A 21675-nucleotide genomic window follows, 5' to 3' on the forward strand; every position below is an offset into this window, starting at 1 on the left:
TTGAGATAATTATCTCTTAACTGGGTGTGTGAATCTATTGGAGCACGTCACCATTCGCATTAGTTTGTTTGTAGTGCTGTGTGCCTTTGGCTATGGCGCACTAACTTTGTACGGCGCACCGTTCTTAAAACACACCCTAGCCTACTTGCCTTGGCAGTACCAAGGTGCAGGCTATGTGGCATCGTTTCTATTGATTGGCTTTTAGGCTGAAAGGCGTAGGTATGTTTAGTTCTTTCAGATACTACCTTTACGCTACTGTTTTATTGTATTGCTCCACAAACTTTTTGGGTGGTAAGCTCATAACCTTTTTAAAGGACGTCGAAAAATAAGCTGCGGTGCCGAAGCCCACGTCTAGGCAGGTATCTAGAATACTCTTTCCTTCTAACAATAATGGGATAGACTTTTCTACCCTAAAACGTGAAAGAAACTCACTGAAGTTATAATCGAAAAGTTCTGACATTCTACGGTTCAAACTTCGAGGGCTGATCAGTAACGCCGTTGCTGCCTGATCTCTGTTGAAAGACTCATCGTGATAGTTTTTTTCGAGTACAGCAATAAAGTTGAGATAAAACGCCATATCTTTTTCGTTATCAAACTCTCGAATTTTTAGGCAACCAAACTTGAACACAGGTTGATCGCGCCCCTCTTCCCCTTGTTCCTTTGCCTCCCTGACAGCTAAAAGATGCTCTACACGAAGCATAATTTCTTCGTTAGAGGCAGGCTTTGCCAAGAAGTAATCTACTTTTTCTTCTAACGCAGATTTTTCTAGTTCTGCTCCGGTTTTAGCAGTAAGCATTAATATAGGAATATTGGCATAGCTGGCATTACTGCGAATGGCCTTAGTCAAACTAAGTCCATCCATTTCGTGCATCATTTGATCGGTAATCACTACATCCACTAAGTAATGCTGCATAACGTCTAAAGCCTGTGTACCATTTCGCGCTACTAAACAGCGATACTTAGGAGAAAAAAGTTCGAAGAGATAAGAACGAAACTCCCTGCTGTCATCAACAATTAACAGAGATTTCTTGCTTGTCTCAGCATTTGTCGGCGACAAATTTTCAGCGTGCGAATTCAAAAAAGCAATATCATCGATAGGCAACGTTACGGTTATTCTCGTCCCCACACCTTTTTGACTTTGAAGAGTAACCTCCCCTTGGTTCAACTCGACTAGGGTTTTAACCATTGTTAACCCAACACCATTTCCCTCTATTTCTGTATTTCCCCTAGCAAATCTCTCAAATACTTTACTCTGCAGGTTGTCTTCAATCCCTTCACCATCGTCGCTTACGGTTATCTTCAGCACTTTGCTATCTTGTACTGCACTCACTTTTATCGTGCCAAGTTCAGGTGTAAATTTAACAGCGTTTTGTACTAAGTTAGCCAAGATTTTTTCTAGGCTATCGCTAATGAGCAATACCTCTTTTTTCCCCTTTATCCGAACCTCTAAATTTTGCCTCTTTTGTTTGGCTAAAGGCTCTAGGGATAAAACAATAAAACGGATTTTTTCTAACGAGTATGACTTGTAGTAGTCCTCAATGTTTAACGCTGAGGGAACATCGTGGTTCATTTGGTTAATTAGTTGCTCAACCCTCTTCATATTATCTTGAACACAGACTAACTCTTTGCGCGTCCCCATATCTGTATCAGAGATTTTTTCTAACGAGCCGTTTATGACTTGAATGGGTGTTCGAAGTTCGTGGGTGATCTCGTTGATGAAACGCTCTTTACTACGCAGCATTTTTTCGAACTTTGAGTGTCCGTCGGTTATTTCATATCGGGTCAGGAGGGTATATAGGGTGGTGGTTTTGAACTTCTCGTAAAGCTTACTTACTAAGCCGACTTTCCATAAGAAGAAAAACACTATTAATATTGATAGGTAAAAAATAATACCTATATAAGATGCCCAAATAGGCGGAGCTATATCGAATTGAATAGTCAGTCCTTCTGAGGCTCCTTTATTGTGCGTGGTCACTATATAAAGTTTATGTTCACCAACGTCCATGTCACCTAAAGTTAAATTCATAGCCGCTTTATTGTGAGAGACCCAGGCATCATCGTCTAGTTTGAACTCGATGCCTCTGCTCTCGTTATAGACATCGCTATCGACAAAATTGAAAGTTACTTCCTCAAAACTACTATCAAAGTTAAAGTTAAGATTCTCGGGTAAGTAGAGTGCATGCTGCCCTTTTTTATCCATCCACTTAACGTAAGTCAAAACAATAGGTTCCACTTCAGTAGTTTGTGCTTTAAGACTTTCAATTAGTTGAATTTCATCCAGTAAATAGCTGTATTTATCGCCCTTCACTAATACTTTTTCGCGAAGCTCCTCGAAGCTTTTATATTCAAAATCCGTATCAAGCAGTCCAAACTGCATATCAATTTTGAATACTGACTCACTGGTTCGGGGCTTTACAAATAGGCCCATATTAGAGGCCACCCATAGGTTTCCACTCTTCGTAACCATAGCCCCCCGAATAAACCTTAATTTATCTAGGCCCTGGATAGTTAACGAGCTGATCGAACCGCTTTTCTTATTGATTTCTTTTAGGCCAGCCCCAGATGTACATACTAAATAAGTTTCTTCAAATTCAATTAAACACTGAAGTCCGAACCAATTACCCTCTTCGGGGTTAATTGTCCGCCAAGTAAACTTAGACAGTTGAAAATGTATATTGTCAAACTCATCGAATGCCGCTAGTTCACCGCCGCTTAATAGCGAGCTATACACGATTTTTCGGGGTGCTTTGATGGTGTCTTTTATAGTCTCATCCACTACATAGTAGTAGTTTGCGCTAATTCCATCATCGAAGTATAAATAGAAGGCGTCTTTATCGATGTCGACAGAATGAATGAAATCACTGCTACACAGCTCTGATGGATTTAACGCTTTAAGCCGTGCAAAGATCTCTTCTTGCCGAGACGTACAATGAGCAGCTTTATCTTTGCCTAAAACTGTTTCAGTTAGCTCTCCATTGCTTTCATTTAGCGTAAATAGGCCATTTTCAATTCGGACTAACGTTTCCGTTTGGTCGAAAGCAGATTTTTGAATATTATCTCTTAAGGCATTCCCTTTAAATGATATGAGGTTTGTTGAAAACTTCGTTTTGGGTAAGGAAATTAGGCCTAGCTGAGAAGAAGCAATAAGTAGCGAATCATAAGGACCAACCGCTATTTTGGTTATCGAACGAATCGCCTCAGATGTTAATATTGGATTCATAAAGGGTGGCGCTACGAGCTTCCCGTTTTCCAGTATCAATAGCCGACCGTCCGAAACCCAGATTTTATTGTCTTCTGTTTTAATTACGTCGTTTATGTAAGTACCACTAATCCCCTCAGTAGAAACGAAACGAGCCTCACTGCCTAAAATATACAGCCCCTCTGGTCCTCCAATGTATAACTCTTTATCGATCACCTTGACGAAAGTTGCACTAGATAAAAGCGGAAGTTTGTCGCTTAGCTTATACTCTTCAATAGTAGCTGACGCTTCTGATATTGAAACATAACCTTTGTTTGATGCTATATGCACCTTGTCGTTCACAGCGAAAAGTGAGTAGATACCGTTTAACTTCAAAGATGCCAGTTGCGTGCTTAGCTTCGTTGAATGACCTGAATTTCTATTCGTTTGTATAACATCGTCGATGACAGAGAAATAGAAGTTTGTAGAGGTCATGGTCATAGCCCAAACAGAACTCGTCCAATCTCTATTAGAAAATAGTTGCTTAGCTTCTTTGGTTCTCAAATTAACTTTAAAAACGCCCACGCCGTATTCAACAACCCATAGGCTAGCGCCGCTCAAGTGGATATCAGAGATGATCCCCGTAGCATGGTTAGACGTGTTGAACTCTAACCGTTCAGACTCATTCCCAATAACTTCAAATACACCATTTTCCGCGGCTATATAGACAACCTTGTCTGAGACCTCTAAATCACGAATAACTCCTGAAGGAACGCCATCGAAAGAAGTCCTGCCCTCTAAATTTACACCAATCGCTTGGCTCGTTTTTGGAATAACGAATAAACAAACAAGGAAAATTAGGACACAAGAATGAGTTTTCCATTGATATCGATGAACTGTCTCAGTAGTCATATCTTACATCCCTGTATAACGATTACCTTTAAAGTGCTCACATGAGCAGGAAAATTAAAAAAATAAAGAGGAAGAGATATGAATATCGAACAAAAAACAAACATGCAAGAACTTGGACAGCAAGACTATACTAAAGTATACGCTGGAACTAGCTCCCCGCTATTGAAAGAAGACTTTTACTTAATTTTGCCAATAGGGCCGATAAAGCCAAAGAAACCAGATGTAGATCGGTAACCTCTAAACCAACAACCACTTCATCCCAGCATTCTCGGCGGCTTGCTGGTCATAAATAAAATCGCCTACATACAGGCAGTCTTCAGGTTGAAGCTGCCATGTGTTCGCCACCATTAATAAGGCTGTTGGATCGGGTTTGGCTGGGGCATCTTCGCGGGTAAGCACGTAGTCGATGGGAATGCCGTTATTGGCGACTTTAATAGCGGTTGCTTGGCGGCAGTTCCGGGTAACTATCGCCATGGGTAAATTATGAGCTTGCACTTTTTCTACCATGGCTTTGCCTATCTCTAGCCATTTCGCATTTTGAGCGTCTTCTAACTCGTGCCGTAAAATAGCATTGTGTGCATTAGCTTTCGTTCTAACGCAAGAAAGGGCGTCGACAAACGTAAGAATGTCTTGGTCATGTGGGCAGCCCACATCGTCGCGCATTTTCGTAAAGTTAAGGCTCGACTCTACTAAGGTGCCATCTAAATCAAATATTACGCCTTTGACACCGGTTAAATCTATTTGCTTAATATTCACGCCCTTTTATTCCTTTTACTTCGTTAGCCGTATTATTGCTTGGGTTAAGCGGCAGGTGCCTACTACACCTTTGCTCTATGTACTCTATGTTTGATTTTTATGATGCCACGATTAAGCTTTACATTGGATTACGTTTACTTAAGGCGTTGAAGTTTTAACAAAAAGCCGACTCGTTTATTTAAGTTTACCCTAGCCACACCTTGCATTAGCATAGCCGCTCTTTTTGGCAAACTAGATTTTGCCCTTTCTGAATTAATCATATTTTTAACAGGTAATTTATGGGTGTTTTTGCTGCGCTAGGTACAGCGCTTTGTTGGGCGATTGCTGCCCGTCTTTTCAGAGGTACGGGCAACGCATTTTCACCGCTTACCATGAACTTTTGGAAGGGGCTTATTTCTATCGCCATTTTAGCGGTAGTACTGCTAGTGGTTCAGCCTACAGGGCTTACCACTAGCACTGTTTTATGGCTGCTTGTAAGCGGGCTAATTGGTATAGGCATTGGCGACACCTGCTTTTTTAAAGCTCTGCAAAGCATTGGCGATAGCCAAGCTGTGCTGGTTGCCGAAACCCTTGCGCCGCTTTTCACGGCCCTTTTCGCTATGGCTTTTATTGGCGAATGGATCACCTGGCAACAGTGGGTCGGCGTAGCCGTTGTTTTGTTTTCTGTCGACATGGTAATTAAAGCACGCAAGCGCAGTACTACCCACGTATTTGCTACCAGTGGTTATTTATATGGCGTGGGGGCTGCGCTATGTCAGGCTATAGGGGCGGTAGTTAGCCGCGACATTTTAAGCGCGGGTGAAATTGACGCTGCCAGTGCCGCGTTTTTACGCTTAGTGGGTGGTATGTTTTTTGTCGTCCCCTTTATTGCGCTTACGAAAACCCGCTATATGCCCGTTATTGAAAATGGCAATCGTGTATGGCCCGCGTTTGTCTTAGCTACGTTACTGGGTACTACTGCCGCAATTTACTTACAAATGTTTGCTTTTGCCTATGCAAAAGCCGCCGTTGTTCAAACGCTTATTGCCACCAGCGCATTAATGTCGCTTGGGGTTGCGTGGGTGCTGGGAGAAAAAGCCACAAGGGCCACTATTATCTGGTCTGGGGTTGCCCTAATAGGCGTTGCTATTTTGGTAAGCTTTGGCGCGCCTTCTGCACACTAACAGCGTATTAAATTTTGCCTTTAAGCTACTCATAAACAAACCTCTCCCCCCGCCCCCATAAAAAAGCCGCTTTTTTTATGGGGCTTTTGTAGTACTTCCCCAATCAAATCGATATTATTGAGGAAAAACAAAATCGAATACTCATGTTTCAAAAGATTGCTTGTACAATAATTTTGATTTTAAGCGTTGCGTTCGCTTCTTTCACAACAGAGGCAAGTGATACGATAGACGCTTTCATAGAGGAAGTTCGCACTCCTTCATACGACTGTCCTAGCCAGTCTTTGTTTCCTCAACTTGAAAAAACGCTTTTAGGCGAATCTCTTTCTACCCAGCAGCGTTTCGCGCTGACTGTCGCAAAGGGGCAGTTTTTGATTTGCCGCGGCAAATATGAAGAAGCAGAAAAAACTGCTGCTAAAAGCGATAATGCAGAGCAACATTGATGAGACTTCCTATGCATTTGCGTCTGCCATTTATCAAATTGGCTTCTCTTATGATGCAAGGGAAAACCCAGCGCGCTGTAAATACTATAAGCAGGCGCAAGACTTATCTTCACCCGAACGTCACAGCGATATTTTTACCAGTGCCTCTTTAGGGCTTATTAGCTATTGTTCCGATTCTTCATCCCCTGAAGTTAGGCTGGGCAAAATGTTTGGCGTGTTAAAGCGCTATTCAAATGACGGTAGCCCGGGGGAACTGGCGCATATTCATAACTCTATAGGTTTACTTTACGGTAGCTTAGAGCAGCACGCCCTCGCCGCCGAGCAGTATTTAAAAGCCCATGAGATGGGGCTTCAAGTGTACGAAGGCAGTAACAGGGTAAGTATTATTATTAGCGCCATTGTGTCACTGTTAAGCAGTGGTCAGTTCGACCGAGCGTACCAAAGCATATTAGAACTAGGTGCATTAAATACTGAAATAGATACCACGCTTAGCAACTTTTTGTATCAGTACGCGCTGTCAATTTATTATAGAAAAACCCAAGACTATACTAGCTTGGCTTACACCCTGCCCGATTTAGAAGAGGCAACTGCGAATATATCCAGTTCGCTAGGTGAGATGCTGGTTAGCTGGCATAAAACCGAAATTTGCTTACAAAATAGTGACCTGCCTTGCATAAGAGAGTACCTATCAGAAATCAAGGCAATGAACGCCAATGTAATACCTAAGGTATTTGAAACCAATTTAGACTATTTAAGTTTTAATGTAGATATGTACATTGCGTTAGGGGATTTGGAGCGCGCTAAAGCGGCGCACAACATTTATTCAAAAGAAGTCACAAAGCGCAGGGAACTGGCGCAAGACTCTTCCTTAATTATCGGTGCAGCCAACCTTTATACTCGCATTTATGATTTAGAGTCTGCCATTGAGCAAGCTGAGCAGCGACGTAAAAATACACTGTATACCGCTATTATTGTTTTCATACTGATAAGTGGTATAGCGGGCTATGTCTTGCACAGAAAACACCAAGCGCGTAAAGCTATCGACCCGGTAACTCAGCTACTTAACGCCGACTCTGCTATTTCCCGTATCAATAAACTTGATGCGCCAAAACTAGGTAGAGCCATTGCCATCGCCATTTTCGATGTGAGTAACCTGCGTGACATTACCCGTAAACTGGGCTCAACCAAAGGCGATTTGGTGTTAAGAAAAATAGCCCAGACCCTTCAAAATGCGACGCGCGGCAATGACATTCTTGGCCGTTTTGGTACCGAGCAATTTATTTTGTGCCTACACAATATCGAGGAAAGAAGTGCGCGCCAGTTCTTCGATAGAGTGCAAAGCGCACTTGATAGTACGTTTGAAAGTGAAACGACAACCGACAGTATTGAGGTTGAATCACACATGAGCGTATTTATCGCTAATGAAAAGATAACGGGCCTTAACGATATACTGGATGATATCGCCATGTCCCTTGATATAAATAATAATGCCGACGATCTATAAATATACTGTAAGCTTATAAAATACTAAGCTGGTATCACTCTTTTTATGCCGGCTTTTTATTTTCTTATGTTATCCGTCTGCTCCTTTCTACATTGAATTTCAAAGCAACAGAGGCGACTTTGGTCGTATAACGCTTTCGCAAAACCATTTCTGTTTTACATTGGTATAAGCTACAAGTGCGTTTAGGCAAAGCGCTACGTTTGTCACCAATAGCAAAAGGAAGGTGTATCGTGACGCCACGGGTAATATTCTTCGATATCAACGAAACACTATTGGATATGCAGGCCATTAAAACGGGGCTCGCAACGGTTTTAGAGGGTGATGAAACGCTGGTAGACCTGTGGTTTGCTAACTTGCTTCACCATAGTTTAGTCGACACCATGTCTTCACAGTTTCACGACTTCATTGATGTGGGCGGTGCAGCACTTACGATGGTGGCCCACAGTAAAAACATTGCGCTAGATGAAAAAACGGCAAAAGACACCATTAAGCAATACATTACGAAGCTGCCTGCGCATGATGATGTCATCCCTACGCTCAAAGCTCTCCACAGTGCCGGTATTGCTTTGGTAGCGCTATCTAATTCATCTGAAACTGGCTTAAATGCTCAACTAGAATATGCCAATATTAAACACTACTTTTCCCACGTGTTGAGTGTAGAGCGCGTACGAACCTACAAGCCTCACCCCGCGGTGTATCACTGGGCTTGCCAACAAGCCAATGTGAAAAATGAAGAGGCGATGATGGTTGCCGCGCACGGATGGGACGTAAGCGGGGCTAAAGCAACGGGAATGCGAACTACGTTTGTAGAACGGCCAGGGAAAATGATGTACCCGCTCGGTTTAACTCCCGATCACAGTATTGCATCATTGAATGAGCTGGTTAGTTTAGTAACTCGTTAATGTTTTATTCTGCACGGGTTTCCCGTGTTATTGCAGCACAAACAAAAAAGTCTTACCTAGGTAAGACTTTTCTATTCGTATTAGCGCTAATTCGCTATGTCGCTTTCAGCAAGCATTTAGGCAATTAGAGTTTAGCCAGTTCTGGCTTATTTGCTTCAAAACCTTTCATGCTACAAGAAGTGCGCTTTGTTTTTAATGCGCCTAGCTGACGTTTCAGCCACGACTTCTGGATCCCTGACTTGGCAGTATCCATTTCACTGCTAACACGCGTTATTTCTTTGCCGACATTAACACATTCTTTTTTATTTGGTTCAAATCCGCCATTCGCAAAAACAGAAGAAGAAAACATTAAGGCCGATAGCGCTACTAGCGTTTGCTGTTTCATAAGAGTCCCCAACTACTCGTTATAATCCCAGGTTAGTGTCATACCGTAAAAATGAGCATATACTTGCTTTAAATCTGTAAGGAATATAGCAGGCCTTTTATTCTTGTTAGGTACTTCAAAATATACGCAGTAATAAATCACTGCTTACTTTACTGAAACCACTACCTGTAAGCCATTGTCTTTTATATTATTATGACGACTTTACTTAATCTTACCATTCCACTTACGTATCGATTTTTATATTTTGCGTAATTAACAATTAGCCTATCCATAGTATCGGCCACAGTAACAGCATTCTGTAGCAGCATTACTAACTGTAACGCGTTGATATTAAAACACCTTAGGTTTTTCGAAACAAGTGGGCTTATCCCAATCCACTTAGCGATTTTAGGACGGGCATTTCTTTTTTGTTAGTATTTACTTACTACACCTACAAACGACTACCCGCTGACAGTTTTTCTACTGTTTCCATCACTGTTTCACCCATCCTGTCTAAGCTTATCACTTGCTTGGCCGCGCCCTTCTCGGTGGCTACTTTTGGCATGCCAAATACAATGCAGCTCGCTTCATCTTGGCAAAAGGTTTCACAGCCCGCATTTGATAATTCAAGCAAGCCCGTTGCACCGTCACTGCCCATGCCAGTCAATAGCACACCAATCGCGTTACTACCTGCGCTCCTACAAGTTGAATTGAACAGTACGTCAACAGAGGGCTTATGGCCTGAAACCCGGGGCCCATCAGTTAACCTAATTCGATAGTCAGCCCCGCTCCTTTCTATCTCCATATGCTTATCACCTGGCGCTAGGTAAGCTTGTCCAGGCAGCAAGCGTTCCCCGCCTTTTGCCTCTTTGACCTGCATTTGACATACCGAGTCTAAACGCCTTGCGTAGGTCGATGTAAACCCAGCGGGCATGTGTTGAGTGATAACCGTCGCCGGTGCATTTGCAGGAAATGTTCGCAGCACTTCCTTAATGGCTTCAGTGCCACCGGTAGATGCGCCTATCGCAATAAGTTTTTCTGTGCCAGTGTAGTTCACTTTGCTTACCGCTGATGCCTTAGCAGGCGTCGCTTTCTTTACTTTAGAGCGGGCGGCAGTACGTATTTTTCCAACTATAAGTTGGTGATAATCAGCCATGCCCTGCGCCACGCCAATTTTGGGTTTCGCAACAAAGTCGATAGCCCCAAGTTCCAATGAACGAAGTGTGGCGTCAGCGCCCTTTTCGGTGAGCGTGGAAATCATCACAACCGGGGTCGGTTTTGCATTCATTAGTACTTCAAGGAACCGTAAACCATCTACTTTTGGCATTTCGATATCGAGCGTTATTACATCAGGTGATTTCTCTAATACGAGTTTTTTCGCTACAAACGCATCGGGCGCTGCACCCACCAATGTCATGTCTGGTTCGCTTTTTATAATTTCGCTGAGAATTTGTCTTATCAACGCAGAGTCATCGACTACCAGTACTTTAATTGTCATTTTCAGTCCTCAAATAAATCAACACTACCGTTTGGTGCCCGAGCAGACAGCTCCCAACGATGCTGGCTTTCGCGCTCAATAATGGTCGCATTATTAAGTTCATGAATACGCTTCATGAGTACGTTACCGTCATTAGGGAAAAAATAGATTTTTCGTGCATAGGTATCGCACAAGTCACTCGCGAGTATGGGAATGCGCTCTGTGTTTAAAAATTGGGTAACAAATTCGGCGTTAAACCTTCCCACATCGTTTTGAACGAACGAGGGAACCACCTTCCCCCCGCCAAATATTTTTGCCTTAATTCTCTTTTTTGACGCCCCGGCCTTCACTAAATCGTTAATAAGCAGTTCCATGGCGTGAACGCCATACTTCGCGGCCATCCCCTGCATTTTGTCGAACTCTTCGGCAGTTTTATTCACGCTTGGCAGCATAAAATGGTTCATGCCACCAATGCCTGAAACCGGGTCAAATAAACATGCCGCCACACAGGAGCCCAGCACAGTGACCAGCATTTTATTTTGGGTAGTAACGAAGTACTGCCCTGGCAACAGCTTTACAGCGTCAGTTGCAAAGCGTTTGTCGTAATAGCTTATCGGTACTTCAAAGTTGCAAGACGCCACGAATACTCCTAATCAGCCGGTCGATAAATAGTTTTTCCTACCGGTCTCACAAGGTTAGTATACATATTGAAATTTTCAGAGTGCCCCGCCATATACAGTCCAGTGGGCTTAAGCATGCCCACCATTTTTTGCAGTACGTTTAGCTGGGTCGGCTTGTCAAAATAAATCATCACATTTCGGCAAAAGATAATATCTATGGGCCCTTTTACATCCCATGTTTTATCTGTCAGGTTGAGCTTTTTAAACTGCACCATGTTGCGAAGTTCATCGACCACTTTTACTTTGCCCTCGTTCGCCCCCTTTCCTTTGTGAAAAAACTGCTTCTGCCGGTGAGCGGGTATTTTAGAAATCGAAGCGAATGGGTAAATGCCAGCCTTTGCTTTACTCAACACCTTACTATCAATGTCTGAAGCTATGATTTTCACGGGCGTTTTAAAGCTACCAAAGGCTTCTGCCACGACCATAGCAATCGAGTAAGGCTCTTCTCCCGTGGAACTTGCCGCACACCAAATGTTCGTTACATTCGAATGCTGTCGCAAATACTCAGCCAAGGCGGTGAAATGATGGGGCTCTCTAAAAAACGACGTCAAGTTGGTGGTTAGCGCATTGATAAACTGTTCTAACTCAGCCTCTGATTGATTCACTACACCAAGGTACTCACTAAAGCTTTTTAAATTGAGTGCCCGTATGCGCCGCGCCAATCGGCTGTACACCATAGCCTCTTTTGCGTCCGACAAATTAATGCCCGCTTTTTTAAACAGCATTTGCTGAACATTCTTGAAGTCCGCCTTTTCAAAGGCGAACTCCCGTATACCATTGCGTTCCTCTACCGCTGCCATCATTAAAACGACTCCCACTCGGCCTCAACAGGCATAGCAGGTTTAAGTACAGCTGACTGCGGGGCGTGATGAGTGGTCGAGGCCACGCGTTGATGGCCAAAATTTCTTTGAGGTAATGCGGCGAGATGTTGCTGGTCAGCAGTTAGACCTTTACCTACTTCAAATACCGATACTCGCTCGTTTAGCTGTGCCGATTGCTGTTTCAAACTATCTGCCGCGGCCGCTGCTTCTTCTACCAAGGCCGCGTTTTGCTACGTCATTTCATCCATTTGGATAACCGCTTTGCTCACTTCTTCTATTCCAGAAGCCTGTTCTGCCGATGCGGCAGCAATTTCAGACATGATATCGTTTACGCGCTTAATGGAGGTGACCACCTCAGCCATGGTTTCACCCGACTTCACCACCAACTGATTGCCGCTTGCAATTTTGCTTACTGAGTCTGAAATAAGCTCTTTAATGTCTTTGGCAGCTTCTGCAGAACGTTGCGCTAAATTACGTACTTCTGACGCTACTACGGCAAAACCCCGACCTTGTTCACCCGCTCGGGCTGCTTCCACTGCCGCATTTAATGCTAAAATATTGGTTTGAAAGGCAATGCCGTCAATTACGCCTATGATGTCCGAAATTTCTTGTGCTGAGTCGTTAATTTGCGTCTTGGTATCTACGACCTCACCAATGACTTCTCCCCCTTGAGAAGCTATTTTGCTAGCTTGCGCAGCTAAACCGTTAGCTTGCTCTGCATTTTCAGCATTGAGTTTAACCGTTCCGGTTAGCTCTTCCATACTTGATGCGGTTTCTTCGAGGCTTGAAGCCTGCTGCTCAGTTCGGCTTGATAAGTCAGCGTTACCTGTCGCAATTTCACCAGATGCCACATTTATTGTTTCAACGGCATCATTGATACTGGTAATGGTGCCGCGCATTTCATTAATGAACTGGTTTATAGCTTCACCAAGTACAGCGAAGTCTCCTTCAAGAGCGTGCTCGATATTAACCGTTAAGTCTCCCTCGGTCAGTCTTGTCATGACATGCTTAATTTCATCTACGGCTTGGGTTCTGCCGGTAATATCAGTAGCAAATTTAACCACACGGAAAGGCTTACCATTGTGATCTAAAATTGGGTTATAGGTGGCTTGAATAAATATTTCTTTGCCGTCTTTGCCCACTCTTCGGTATTCCCCCGAAGAATACGTCCCATTGCGTAGTCCGTCCCAGAACGCCGCGTATTCTGGGCTAGCTCGGTAAGCAGGGTCCACGAACATACTGTGATGCTTGCCTTTAATTTCTTCAAGGGTATAGCCCACCGTGTTTAAAAAGTTGTCGTTGGCATGCTGAATAATGCCGTCCATATTAAATTCAATGACGGCCTGCGACTTTCCAATTCCTGCAAGTTGCCCTTCATAGTAAGCATTTTTAACTTTTTGTTCGGTAATGCTCAGCTCATTATTACGCGCTTGATCAAGCAAGTTTTCCATCACGTGCGTTAAATTCATTAACGCATCAAAACCAAAGATACCGCTACCACCCTTAATGGAATGGGCAGCACGGAATATACTGTTTAGTTCTTCAGGATCTGGTGATTCAACATCCAAGCCCATCAATAGCTGTTCCATATCGTCGAGATGCTCATCGCTCTCGTCGAAAAATACGCTATGGAACTGTTCAATATCGATGCTCATTCTGAATCCTTCCAGATAATAGGAATGGTTAGGCGACCTAACCCAATACGCGGCGCCTTACGTCAAGAAGCTTATTAGGGTCGAAGGGCTTAACCATCCAGCCTGTTGCACCGGCAGCTTTGCCCTTCGCTTTCATATCGCCACCAGCTTCTGTCGTAAGCATAACGATAGGCGTTCTGCTGTAGGCACCAAGGCCTCGCAAATTTTTAATAAGAGTTAGGCCGTCCATACGGGGCATGTTTTGATCGGTTAACACAAAATTAAATTGCTGACTTTTGCACTTATCAAAGGCTTCTTGACCGTCTTGGGCTGTGGTGACGGTATACCCAGCGCCCTTTAGTGTCATTTCTACCATTTGACGAATTGATACCGAATCGTCGACGACTAAAATGTGTTTGCTCATTTGCTCACTTCTCCAAAGTATGTCATTACTCACGTGCTTCCTGTTCCTTTCTTAGCTTAGAACAATTCAACTTCTCCAGCGTCCATAGAGGTTGCAGACACTGGGTTGTGGTCATTTTTACCTTTCGCAGCGAGTCCTTTTTGGTACTCATTTAATGCGTTGACGAAACGCTCAATATTGCTGGCATCTAACGTTGCCAACTGTTCTAAAATGAACGCGATCATGTCTTGGGTATATTGGATATGCTGGCCGTTAATATCCCCGAACTGCATACCTCGGATAGCTGCGTTTATCGACGCATCAAGCTGTGCTCCTATATCTTCAATTTGTTTCGTAGTAACAAGGTCTGCTTCTGCTTTTCTGATGATTTCCGCCAGTTGATCACTAATATGTGATTTAGCATTAACAACCTGTGATATATCTTGCGAGGCTACAAATTCTGCAGTGTCAGTAAGCTTATCTACCAAACTACGAATGTTCTCGACCTGGGTTTTAATTACGTCACTGAACTGGGTAGAACGGGTTGAAAGGGCGCGTACTTCATCTGCTACAACCGCAAAGCCTCTGCCTGCTTCACCGGCTCGCGCCGCTTCAATAGCTGCGTTTAGGGCCAATAAGTTAGTTTGGGCGGCAATATCGTCAATACCGCTTAGCGCATCTATCACGGTAGGCATTGCCTGTTGGATAGTTTGCACCTGTTCCATCAAGTGCTTTGTTGATGAGGACATTTGCTCGGTTGAATCGATAAATTGGGTTAGGGTTCCGTCGGTTTCTTGCGCAAAGGTGCGCATGCGTTCGGAATAGGACTGTGTTTGCGTAGCATCAACGCTCAATAACGCATCAATACATTGTGTTTGCTGTGCTACCAGTCCCTTTAGACTACTAAAAGCATGTGACAAGGTTTCAACCGCATCATCTTGCGTCGACTTAATAGAGGATAAGTTGGTATCACATGTGCTCAATGAATGGGAGAGCTCTTCGCTCGCTTTTTTTATATCAGTACTACCTGCTTGTTCGCTTTGCCCTAGGGAGTCGTTATTTGGATAGATCTCGTCAACTTCATCCGCACTTTTGCTATAAACGAAAGCACTAAAGACAACTACGCCTGTTAGTACCGTAAGCGCTGTGAGCGCGGACACAAAAAAGAACAAAGCCCAAGAAGCAGCTATGCCTACTACACAAAGTACATATATGCTCTTTAAAGCCCCTTGCTGCATAGAAGGTAAGTTATTAGATGACAAAAAAACTCTCCTTGAAAAGACACTGCGACTTATCCTCAACAGTACTCTTTCATAATTAAGCACGTTACTTGGTTCACGAATTGCAAAGCGCTGGGCACACTATATGAGCGCCAATAGACAAAAAGCCTAGCGCAAAAGCAACATAACGTTGTTAGCTAAGCTGGGTAACAACGTTATGATTAACTGGCTTTGCACACATGAGATAAGCGTAGTACCCATTTTGAAAAGTAGGCAAGAACATGCATGGGTTTTTTATTAAAAAAGCGCTCTATGGCTTTAACTGCGTCTAAAAAGCGCAAACTAGTTCTTATCAGGCTTGTTTTCAGAGTATTTGGCTTCGTTCCACTATGCGACAAGTGCGCGACTATGCAAGGTGCTCTTTCTGAAATTGAAACATTCAAGTGTGCCTATGACGCACGCCACTCCCTAGTAATTTAGCCATACATACCATTATTAAGTTTTTGATTTCGAAAGGTGCTTAGCACCGAACAATTGTGTAGGTGAAGGCATATTGTTACCTCTATTCAATGTCATCGAGTCAGATAAGCGTAACGATTTAACTCCCTTTTTAAGTCAAGAAATGCGTCTGGCTTTTTGGCGTAAGCCTTTGGACTATATGGTTGAAAAATATAAGCCAGCTACGAATGAAGTATGGGTTATTGGAGACTGTGAGGAGACTGCAATTAGTGCAGATAATAGTTTAGGCACGAAAACGGTTCAGATACTTCGGACGGGCGTTAAAAAGCCACTAAAAGCACAATTCCATGTGTCTTCGCGTCAAGAGTTTTTAAGTTTGGTACAGATGTCGTAGCGCTAGTGTATCCGTCACTATCAATAACTGGAGGCGTTTATTGGCCTTTCAGTTCTGCTACATGCAGCTTAAATAGTGGAAACTATCTGTTCAGTTTCGATTTCATCAATAAGCCCCACTAGGGGGCATTATCATGCTCAAATTCATCTATCTTGTGGATCTATTTATATGAGGCTGGTCAATTATGGATCCAGACTATCAGCATCAGGCAAAGGTGTGTATTTGTATCCAGTCAATACCCAAACTCCATTCACATAAGTATAAGTCCACTCCCTGGTTCCATCAGCTCTAGTCTGCTTGACTGTTTGCTTGTCACCTTCTTTCGGTGCTGGGTCAGGGTTTGGGACACTGTTAAGAGTTTCAAAAGAACTTTCGGCTCCTTTATTAGACTCTCCTACACCCATACAGAAATGTTTCTTACTTATCAAAGTATAAGGTTCGTCAAGATCAAAAGTGTTAGTGCTAATTGCTTCATACATTGCATCAATCAGCCCAGAACTAAGAGTAGGGGTGCCTTTTTCTTCTACCACTTCAGTACTACAAACCGTTTTTGCTAAAGTGGAACCAGGAAATACAATAAATGAAACAACGAAGAGTGATACATAAGTACCTAATTTGACTACTTTTGGCGGCTTCGAACGTGCTCGATGGCTTTTATTCGATGATAGAAAATTATGAATATACTTTGGCATTATAATTAAAACTCCCTCTTAATTTAAATCGTGAAAGTCCACAACTAAAGCCTAGTCGTAGCCCATGCAAAACGCAAAACGCATTAAATCAAACCTCAACGATTAAGTGCATGAAATTACTTAGATTAAAAATCAACAAGTGCACCACTCGCTAAGTTAAGCACCCTTTCGTATGCACTTACGCAGCATTTGGCATAACTGGATGATTAAAGCGCTAGATAAAAGCTTTTATCGGAATAGTTTTTGGAAAACGGGGTTTGTATGGAAACTCGGGTCTCGTTGGCCGGAATCAAAAAAGCCCTCGCATTTCTGCAAGGGCTTGAATGATGGTGCCTCGACCCGGGATCGAACCAGGGACACGCGGATTTTCAATGCAAATCACCACTCTAAAGCATTGAAAATATGCAACTTTTAATTTCTTTGCAAATTCTTTGCAAAGAGAGCTCTTTTCTGTTTTACTGGCGCTATGGCAAAACAGACTGAAAGACACGACATAAACGACGAGCTGTATATCTTTAAACAAGATAACAGTGAGCGCTGGTATGCGCGATTTATACTAACCAATCACAAAAAATGGCTCTGTAAATCAACTAAGAAGAAAGATAAAGACGAAGCTATCGCCATGGCACATCGAATCTTCTTAGACCACCAAATTAGACACGAAAATAACACACTAGTCCAAAGTAAGCGATTCAAAGACGTAGCTGACCGCGTCATCGAAAAGCTTGAAGAGCAACTAGAACACGGGGGCGGTAAACGCACCTATAAAGACTATATTCGAGCGTTAGAAAACTACCACATCCCCTACTTTTCGCGTACGTTTATCACCTCAATTGACCAAGAAGAAATATCTAAGTTTGATGAGTGGCGTAAGGGACGAATGAAGAAGTCTCCAGCCTCCTCTACATTATTAACTCACAATGCTGCTCTTCAGCTCGTTTTTAAAGAAGCTATTGAGCAAAAATGGATGATCGCCGCTCAAGTACCTGTTCTTTCTTCGAAAGGTGGAACAGGCACACGTCGTGCGGCTTTTTCTGAAGAAGAGTATGATGTTATCCTCAACGAAATATATGAAGGTGAGCAAAACGCTCATAGTGAAAAGACCCGTCAAATTCGTGAGTTACTATACGATTACTGTGAAATAGCAGTTAATACCGGAATTAGGCCCGGCACGGAGATGGAACACCTAACTTGGAAAGATATCGAGATTAAAACTCAAGGTTCAAAAGCTCAATTTTTCATCAATGTCTCTAAGGGTAAAACAACAAAATATACGGGACCGCGTAAAGTAGTTTGCAAACGTGATGTGATAGGAGCCCTAACGAACCTACGAGAACGCTTTCCATTGCGCACACCCAATCAAAAGCTATTTTTGCTAGCAAGTGGCGAGCCCACAAGGCAATTAGGTAAGGCATTTGAGAAAGCTCTTCAAAGTTCCGGATTAAAAGAGTCACCCAGAGGACCTCGAACGCTGTACTCTCTCCGACACACTTACATTACGTGGCAGCTTCTCAACGGAACCAGCATAGACGTAATTACGCGTCAATGTGGAACCAGTACAGAAATGATCGAGCAGCATTACAGTCATGTAAAACCCGAGATGTTTGCAGATGCATTATCTGGAGTTACTTTTGATAAAGAAGAACCAAAAGCATTGTCTAAGAAAACCTTACATAGACGCGCAAAGACCGCAGAGCGCGATGAAAAACGCTTCAAGGAATGGGTAGAAGAGTATAAAAGGCGTGGGTGTATTTAGTCCACCATATAGGAGATAAGGTTACTTTTTTGTCGTTTAACGGTGGCTTCTTCGGTTGCTTTTAAAAATAAAGAATAGTTATTGAAGATATGTAAATTTAATCAATGCGCTCTAAAACCAAACGAAAATCATAACTCAGTAAAAAATTCAATTACTAGTATTGATTCATAATCTTCGAAAGTCTGCAGGAAGAACCTCAAAACCCGCAAAAATGTCCGTAAGAGAAGTAAATAGCACAGCGCAGCTCGTATGTTCATCTGTTTGAACTCAAGCTGTAACTGCTTTTGGAAACTAGAGTTATCAGGGATGAAGGAATTACCGAAGTTGTGCGTATGCTCCTATAGTAATCCCAAATATATCTGCATAAGCGACTCGAATAAAAGCGCCAAGATCATAGCCCAGATTTAAATCAGTTTTGAGATAATAAAGTCAGCTTTCAACCGTGCTTTTGGTTCTGAAACGTTTGCTAAGCTATACCCTCAAACTTCTTTAAGAGAGAAGCAAAGAGTGCTCTATTGTTCGCTTTTTAGTATCTAAAAAGACAATAATTTGCGAAACATTGTTTCATTAAAAACTAGTCCTGACGGGTGAGGTTTACATCTTCTCAGGTTACAGTTTTTACATTACATATGCTTGAACACTTTCGATGCTGAACAGCTTATTAGTAGAAACCCTGTAGCCGATTCAACTCCTGCTATCATTCGTAGATGTCCGTCCGGCTCGATACTTCCAAGACCCAATGTAGTAATCGTAGTTAGTGAAAAGTAAAAAATATCCATGGAAGTGGCAGGTTGCTTAAAATCGCCGAGCTCGAAATAAAGTCCAATTTCATACGCCAGAGTAAAAATGACTGCTAGTAAAAGTTGGCTCGAAATGGCAATAACGACTACCGACAGTGTTTTTATCCAAGCTCCCTTCAATCTCTCGCTGATATTGTCCGCGACTACTGAAATATTAAAAAGATGCAGCCCTACGCAGATCAACAGTGCAGTTAAAACTATTAATATAGACAAAAACATAATATTTCCTTGTTGGTACAAAACTTGACTAGTTAAGATTGATTGGTTTGTAACCTCTCTCAAGCTTTCTTTTGTTAGAAAGATTTACAAATATTAACTGTTTCTTAAGTAAGGATTACATATGAAATACTCTAAGTTCGCTGCAATGATAATAACTTCAACTGTAGCGATGTTTTTAATGATGTACTTAAATACCTACGCTATCTCGCATGTCTGGTTCAGTGAGACAAGGACTTATATGGCACTCTATATGGGGGCAGGCATGGCGATTATAATGTTAGCTTTCATGTTAGGTATGTATAGCAACAAGAAACTCAATACAGCCATTTTTATAATAGCGGCACTTACTTTCGCCTTGTGTATCTATCTTGTTCGTTCACAAAGTACCATTTCAGATACCGCTTACACGAAAGCAATGATTCCTCATCACTCTATAGCTATTTTGACTAGTGAGCGTTCTAACCTTGAAGACGTTCGCGTACGAGAATTAGCAAACGGCATTATTAAAGCTCAGCGAAAGGAAATAAAGGAGATGGAGTGGTTGATAGAGGATATAAATAAGAATGGCAAGGTAACAACTCAGGAACAGGCCGAACAGCGTCCAATTCCTCAATTTGAAGGTAAATTGAATAAAGGAAAGGAAAATGAGTAAGAAAGCTATCCTATATAGAATGGTTACTAAAGAGCACATTTGCCCTTACGGTTTAAGGTCAAAAGACTTACTAGAGCGAGAAGGCTATTCAGTAGAAGACAATCATCTTACTTCACGTAATGACACCGATGATTTCAAGCAAAAGCATGGTGTAGAAACGACGCCTCAAACCTTCATCGAAGAAAAGCGAGTTGGTGGATATGATGAGCTTCGTAAATACTTCGGGAAAGGAGAAGCGGGGCAGAACGGAACTACTTATGCACCTGTTATTGCGATTTTTTCTGTGGCAGCTCTGCTATCGTTAGCATTCCAGTTTTTTGTTTCTGAAGACTTCATCTCTATAAGAACACTGGTTCTCTTTATTGCTTTCTCAATGACACTACTTGCAGTTCAAAAATTGAAGGATTTGTATAGTTTTACAAATTCGTTCATAACCTACGATTTGTTGGCAATGAGGTGGCTTCGATATGGTTACATCTACCCATTTCTTGAAGCCTACGCGGGGATAGGAATGGTAGCTCAACTGCCTGCCATAGCTGTTGCGCCATTTTCACTATTTATAGGAACCGTTGGGGCAATTTCTGTCTTTAAAGCAGTATATGTGGATAAACGGGAGCTCAAATGTGCTTGTGTCGGTGGGGACAGTAACGTGCCGTTAGGTTTTGTTTCACTATCAGAAAACATTTTTATGATAGCAGGCGCATTACTCATGTTATCTTTTTAGTTACAAGAGTTGCTTATCGACTAAACTTAATAAAAGTAACTCTATCAGCTTTTAAGATTGAAAAGACTGCTTGTTTAACTACATAGGAAGTTGTTTATCTTAGTTACAAGCAAATGTCATTGATTAAAGTGTCCTTAAGACTTATCTTGTCTAAGGGAATAACGTCGCGTAAAGGTTGAGAGCAAATACAAAGTTATGAGATCTATTATTTTCACACTATGCATTGGATATTTATTGGTACTGTTTACCGTGCCAGTTGATGCGTGTGAAATGAAAATGGATGAACATAGCTCATTAACTAAGGTTTCTCACAAATTCGCAGACGCTCATGAGGAGAAACGTAGCAGTTCACCTAGTTCTAAGCATCAAAGCGCTCACACTGATGGACACCCCTCTCGCATTCGGGTAAATCAGGTTGCTGCAATGATGGATGTATGTGTATAGCTACCAATTGCTACCACTTTACAAGTCTTTTTTACGTTCCCATTCGTCAATTTGAAACAACGTTTGCTGAGCAGTATGACA

21 protein-coding genes and 2 pseudogenes are annotated in these 21675 nt (G+C 42.4%); 11 read left to right on the forward strand and 12 right to left on the reverse strand.

Features of this window, described 5'->3' with window-relative positions:
- Positions 1–28 precede the first annotated feature (28 nt).
- Positions 29–205, forward strand: a complete 177-nt coding sequence (locus ACX5J7_RS18425) for a DUF3392 family protein (protein WP_498707822.1) — start codon at positions 29–31, stop codon at positions 203–205.
- Positions 206–247: 42 nt separating this feature from the next.
- Here ACX5J7_RS18425 and ACX5J7_RS18430 read toward each other — a convergent pair whose 3' ends face one another.
- Positions 248–4090: a hybrid sensor histidine kinase/response regulator transcription factor gene (locus ACX5J7_RS18430; protein ID WP_012516937.1), complete on the reverse strand. Its 3843-nt coding sequence runs from the start codon at positions 4088–4090 to the stop codon at positions 248–250.
- A gap of 78 nt (positions 4091–4168) precedes the next feature.
- Between ACX5J7_RS18430 and ACX5J7_RS18435 the strand changes: the two genes are divergently transcribed.
- Positions 4169–4324, forward strand: a complete 156-nt coding sequence (locus tag ACX5J7_RS18435; protein ID WP_012516936.1) for a hypothetical protein — start codon at positions 4169–4171, stop codon at positions 4322–4324.
- A gap of 3 nt (positions 4325–4327) precedes the next feature.
- Here ACX5J7_RS18435 and ACX5J7_RS18440 read toward each other — a convergent pair whose 3' ends face one another.
- Complete coding sequence (locus ACX5J7_RS18440) at positions 4328–4846, reverse strand: HAD family hydrolase (RefSeq protein WP_278383403.1); 519 nt, start codon at positions 4844–4846, stop codon at positions 4328–4330.
- A 278-nt stretch (positions 4847–5124) separates the two neighbouring features.
- Here ACX5J7_RS18440 and ACX5J7_RS18445 point away from each other — a divergent pair, with 278 nt between their 5' ends.
- From ACX5J7_RS18445 to ACX5J7_RS18460, 4 genes are all read left to right on the forward strand, one after another.
- A complete protein-coding gene (locus ACX5J7_RS18445) occupies positions 5125–6009 on the forward strand; it encodes a DMT family transporter (RefSeq protein WP_278383402.1) in 885 nt (294 codons plus the stop codon).
- A gap of 143 nt (positions 6010–6152) precedes the next feature.
- Positions 6153–6449, forward strand: a complete 297-nt coding sequence (locus ACX5J7_RS18450; RefSeq protein ID WP_498707828.1) for a hypothetical protein — start codon at positions 6153–6155, stop codon at positions 6447–6449.
- Positions 6397–7953 (forward strand): diguanylate cyclase domain-containing protein, encoded by a 1557-nt coding sequence (locus ACX5J7_RS18455; RefSeq protein WP_498707830.1) that lies wholly within the window; start codon positions 6397–6399, stop codon positions 7951–7953. The genes ACX5J7_RS18450 and ACX5J7_RS18455 overlap by 53 nt, the downstream gene beginning before the upstream one ends.
- 230 nt (positions 7954–8183) lie before the next feature.
- On the forward strand, positions 8184–8855 hold the full coding sequence (locus ACX5J7_RS18460) for a haloacid dehalogenase type II (protein ID WP_012516932.1): 672 nt from the start codon (positions 8184–8186) through the stop codon (positions 8853–8855).
- Positions 8856–8979: 124 nt separating this feature from the next.
- On the opposite strand, the gene ACX5J7_RS18465 is transcribed toward ACX5J7_RS18460, so the two are convergent.
- The 8 genes and pseudogenes from ACX5J7_RS18465 to ACX5J7_RS18500 form a co-directional block, all read right to left on the reverse strand.
- Positions 8980–9240 carry a hypothetical protein gene (locus tag ACX5J7_RS18465; protein ID WP_012516928.1) on the reverse strand — a complete coding sequence of 87 codons (261 nt, stop codon included), beginning with the start codon at positions 9238–9240 and terminating at the stop codon, positions 8980–8982.
- A gap of 430 nt (positions 9241–9670) precedes the next feature.
- A complete protein-coding gene (locus tag ACX5J7_RS18470; protein WP_498707835.1) occupies positions 9671–10717 on the reverse strand; it encodes a protein-glutamate methylesterase/protein-glutamine glutaminase in 1047 nt (348 codons plus the stop codon).
- Between the two features lie 2 nt (positions 10718–10719).
- Complete coding sequence (gene cheD, locus ACX5J7_RS18475; RefSeq protein ID WP_024015561.1) at positions 10720–11337, reverse strand: chemoreceptor glutamine deamidase CheD; 618 nt, start codon at positions 11335–11337, stop codon at positions 10720–10722.
- A gap of 8 nt (positions 11338–11345) precedes the next feature.
- Positions 11346–12176 carry a CheR family methyltransferase gene (locus ACX5J7_RS18480; protein WP_141153054.1) on the reverse strand — a complete coding sequence of 277 codons (831 nt, stop codon included), beginning with the start codon at positions 12174–12176 and terminating at the stop codon, positions 11346–11348.
- 2 nt (positions 12177–12178) lie between these two features.
- Positions 12179–13606 (reverse strand): annotated as a pseudogene (locus ACX5J7_RS18485) (methyl-accepting chemotaxis protein); the annotation flags it as partial.
- 42 nt (positions 13607–13648) lie between these two features.
- Positions 13649–13852: pseudogene (locus tag ACX5J7_RS18490) on the reverse strand (Hpt domain-containing protein); the annotation flags it as partial.
- 37 nt (positions 13853–13889) lie between these two features.
- Positions 13890–14255: a response regulator gene (locus ACX5J7_RS18495; RefSeq protein ID WP_278383405.1), complete on the reverse strand. Its 366-nt coding sequence runs from the start codon at positions 14253–14255 to the stop codon at positions 13890–13892.
- A gap of 56 nt (positions 14256–14311) precedes the next feature.
- Complete coding sequence (locus ACX5J7_RS18500; protein WP_498707838.1) at positions 14312–15496, reverse strand: methyl-accepting chemotaxis protein; 1185 nt, start codon at positions 15494–15496, stop codon at positions 14312–14314.
- Positions 15497–16007: 511 nt separating this feature from the next.
- Between ACX5J7_RS18500 and ACX5J7_RS18505 the strand changes: the two genes are divergently transcribed.
- Positions 16008–16307 carry a hypothetical protein gene (locus tag ACX5J7_RS18505; RefSeq protein WP_498707841.1) on the forward strand — a complete coding sequence of 100 codons (300 nt, stop codon included), beginning with the start codon at positions 16008–16010 and terminating at the stop codon, positions 16305–16307.
- Between the two features lie 182 nt (positions 16308–16489).
- Here ACX5J7_RS18505 and ACX5J7_RS18510 read toward each other — a convergent pair whose 3' ends face one another.
- A complete protein-coding gene (locus tag ACX5J7_RS18510) occupies positions 16490–16999 on the reverse strand; it encodes a hypothetical protein (protein ID WP_278383397.1) in 510 nt (169 codons plus the stop codon).
- Positions 17000–17465: 466 nt separating this feature from the next.
- Here ACX5J7_RS18510 and ACX5J7_RS18515 point away from each other — a divergent pair, with 466 nt between their 5' ends.
- Positions 17466–18755, forward strand: a complete 1290-nt coding sequence (locus tag ACX5J7_RS18515) for a tyrosine-type recombinase/integrase (RefSeq protein WP_014978046.1) — start codon at positions 17466–17468, stop codon at positions 18753–18755.
- A gap of 623 nt (positions 18756–19378) precedes the next feature.
- Here ACX5J7_RS18515 and ACX5J7_RS18520 read toward each other — a convergent pair.
- Positions 19379–19774, reverse strand: a complete 396-nt coding sequence (locus tag ACX5J7_RS18520; RefSeq protein WP_015066041.1) for an ion channel — start codon at positions 19772–19774, stop codon at positions 19379–19381.
- A gap of 121 nt (positions 19775–19895) precedes the next feature.
- On the opposite strand from ACX5J7_RS18520, the gene ACX5J7_RS18525 reads away from it, so the two are divergent.
- The 3 genes from ACX5J7_RS18525 (at position 19896) to ACX5J7_RS18535 (ending at position 21594) form a co-directional block, all read left to right on the forward strand.
- Positions 19896–20426, forward strand: a complete 531-nt coding sequence (locus ACX5J7_RS18525) for a DUF305 domain-containing protein (RefSeq protein ID WP_012516919.1) — start codon at positions 19896–19898, stop codon at positions 20424–20426.
- Positions 20419–21150 carry a MauE/DoxX family redox-associated membrane protein gene (locus tag ACX5J7_RS18530; protein WP_012516918.1) on the forward strand — a complete coding sequence of 244 codons (732 nt, stop codon included), beginning with the start codon at positions 20419–20421 and terminating at the stop codon, positions 21148–21150. Before ACX5J7_RS18525 ends, ACX5J7_RS18530 begins: the two co-directional genes overlap by 8 nt.
- 195 nt (positions 21151–21345) lie before the next feature.
- Complete coding sequence (locus ACX5J7_RS18535) at positions 21346–21594, forward strand: hypothetical protein (protein ID WP_498707843.1); 249 nt, start codon at positions 21346–21348, stop codon at positions 21592–21594.
- Positions 21595–21675 lie beyond the last annotated feature (81 nt).

This window comes from Alteromonas infernus, assembly GCF_902705815.1.

Bases quoted from the DNA above. Each gene is read 5' to 3' on its own strand.
- ACX5J7_RS18430 (WP_012516937.1), bottom strand. From the start codon at position 4,090: ATGACTACTGAGACAGTTCATCGATATCAATGGAAAACTCATTCTTGT.
- ACX5J7_RS18435 (WP_012516936.1), top strand. From the start codon at position 4,169: ATGAATATCGAACAAAAAACAAACATGCAAGAACTTGGACAGCAAGAC.
- ACX5J7_RS18445 (WP_278383402.1), top strand. From the start codon at position 5,125: ATGGGTGTTTTTGCTGCGCTAGGTACAGCGCTTTGTTGGGCGATTGCT.
- ACX5J7_RS18450 (WP_498707828.1), top strand. From the start codon at position 6,153: ATGTTTCAAAAGATTGCTTGTACAATAATTTTGATTTTAAGCGTTGCG.
- ACX5J7_RS18455 (WP_498707830.1), top strand. From the start codon at position 6,397: ATGAAGAAGCAGAAAAAACTGCTGCTAAAAGCGATAATGCAGAGCAAC.
- ACX5J7_RS18465 (WP_012516928.1), bottom strand. From the start codon at position 9,240: ATGAAACAGCAAACGCTAGTAGCGCTATCGGCCTTAATGTTTTCTTCT.
- ACX5J7_RS18470 (WP_498707835.1), bottom strand. From the start codon at position 10,717: ATGACAATTAAAGTACTGGTAGTCGATGACTCTGCGTTGATAAGACAA.
- ACX5J7_RS18480 (WP_141153054.1), bottom strand. From the start codon at position 12,176: ATGGCAGCGGTAGAGGAACGCAATGGTATACGGGAGTTCGCCTTTGAA.
- ACX5J7_RS18495 (WP_278383405.1), bottom strand. From the start codon at position 14,255: ATGAGCAAACACATTTTAGTCGTCGACGATTCGGTATCAATTCGTCAA.
- ACX5J7_RS18510 (WP_278383397.1), bottom strand. From the start codon at position 16,999: ATGCCAAAGTATATTCATAATTTTCTATCATCGAATAAAAGCCATCGA.
- ACX5J7_RS18515 (WP_014978046.1), top strand. From the start codon at position 17,466: ATGGCAAAACAGACTGAAAGACACGACATAAACGACGAGCTGTATATC.
- ACX5J7_RS18520 (WP_015066041.1), bottom strand. From the start codon at position 19,774: ATGTTTTTGTCTATATTAATAGTTTTAACTGCACTGTTGATCTGCGTA.
- ACX5J7_RS18525 (WP_012516919.1), top strand. From the start codon at position 19,896: ATGAAATACTCTAAGTTCGCTGCAATGATAATAACTTCAACTGTAGCG.
- ACX5J7_RS18530 (WP_012516918.1), top strand. From the start codon at position 20,419: ATGAGTAAGAAAGCTATCCTATATAGAATGGTTACTAAAGAGCACATT.
- ACX5J7_RS18535 (WP_498707843.1), top strand. From the start codon at position 21,346: ATGAGATCTATTATTTTCACACTATGCATTGGATATTTATTGGTACTG.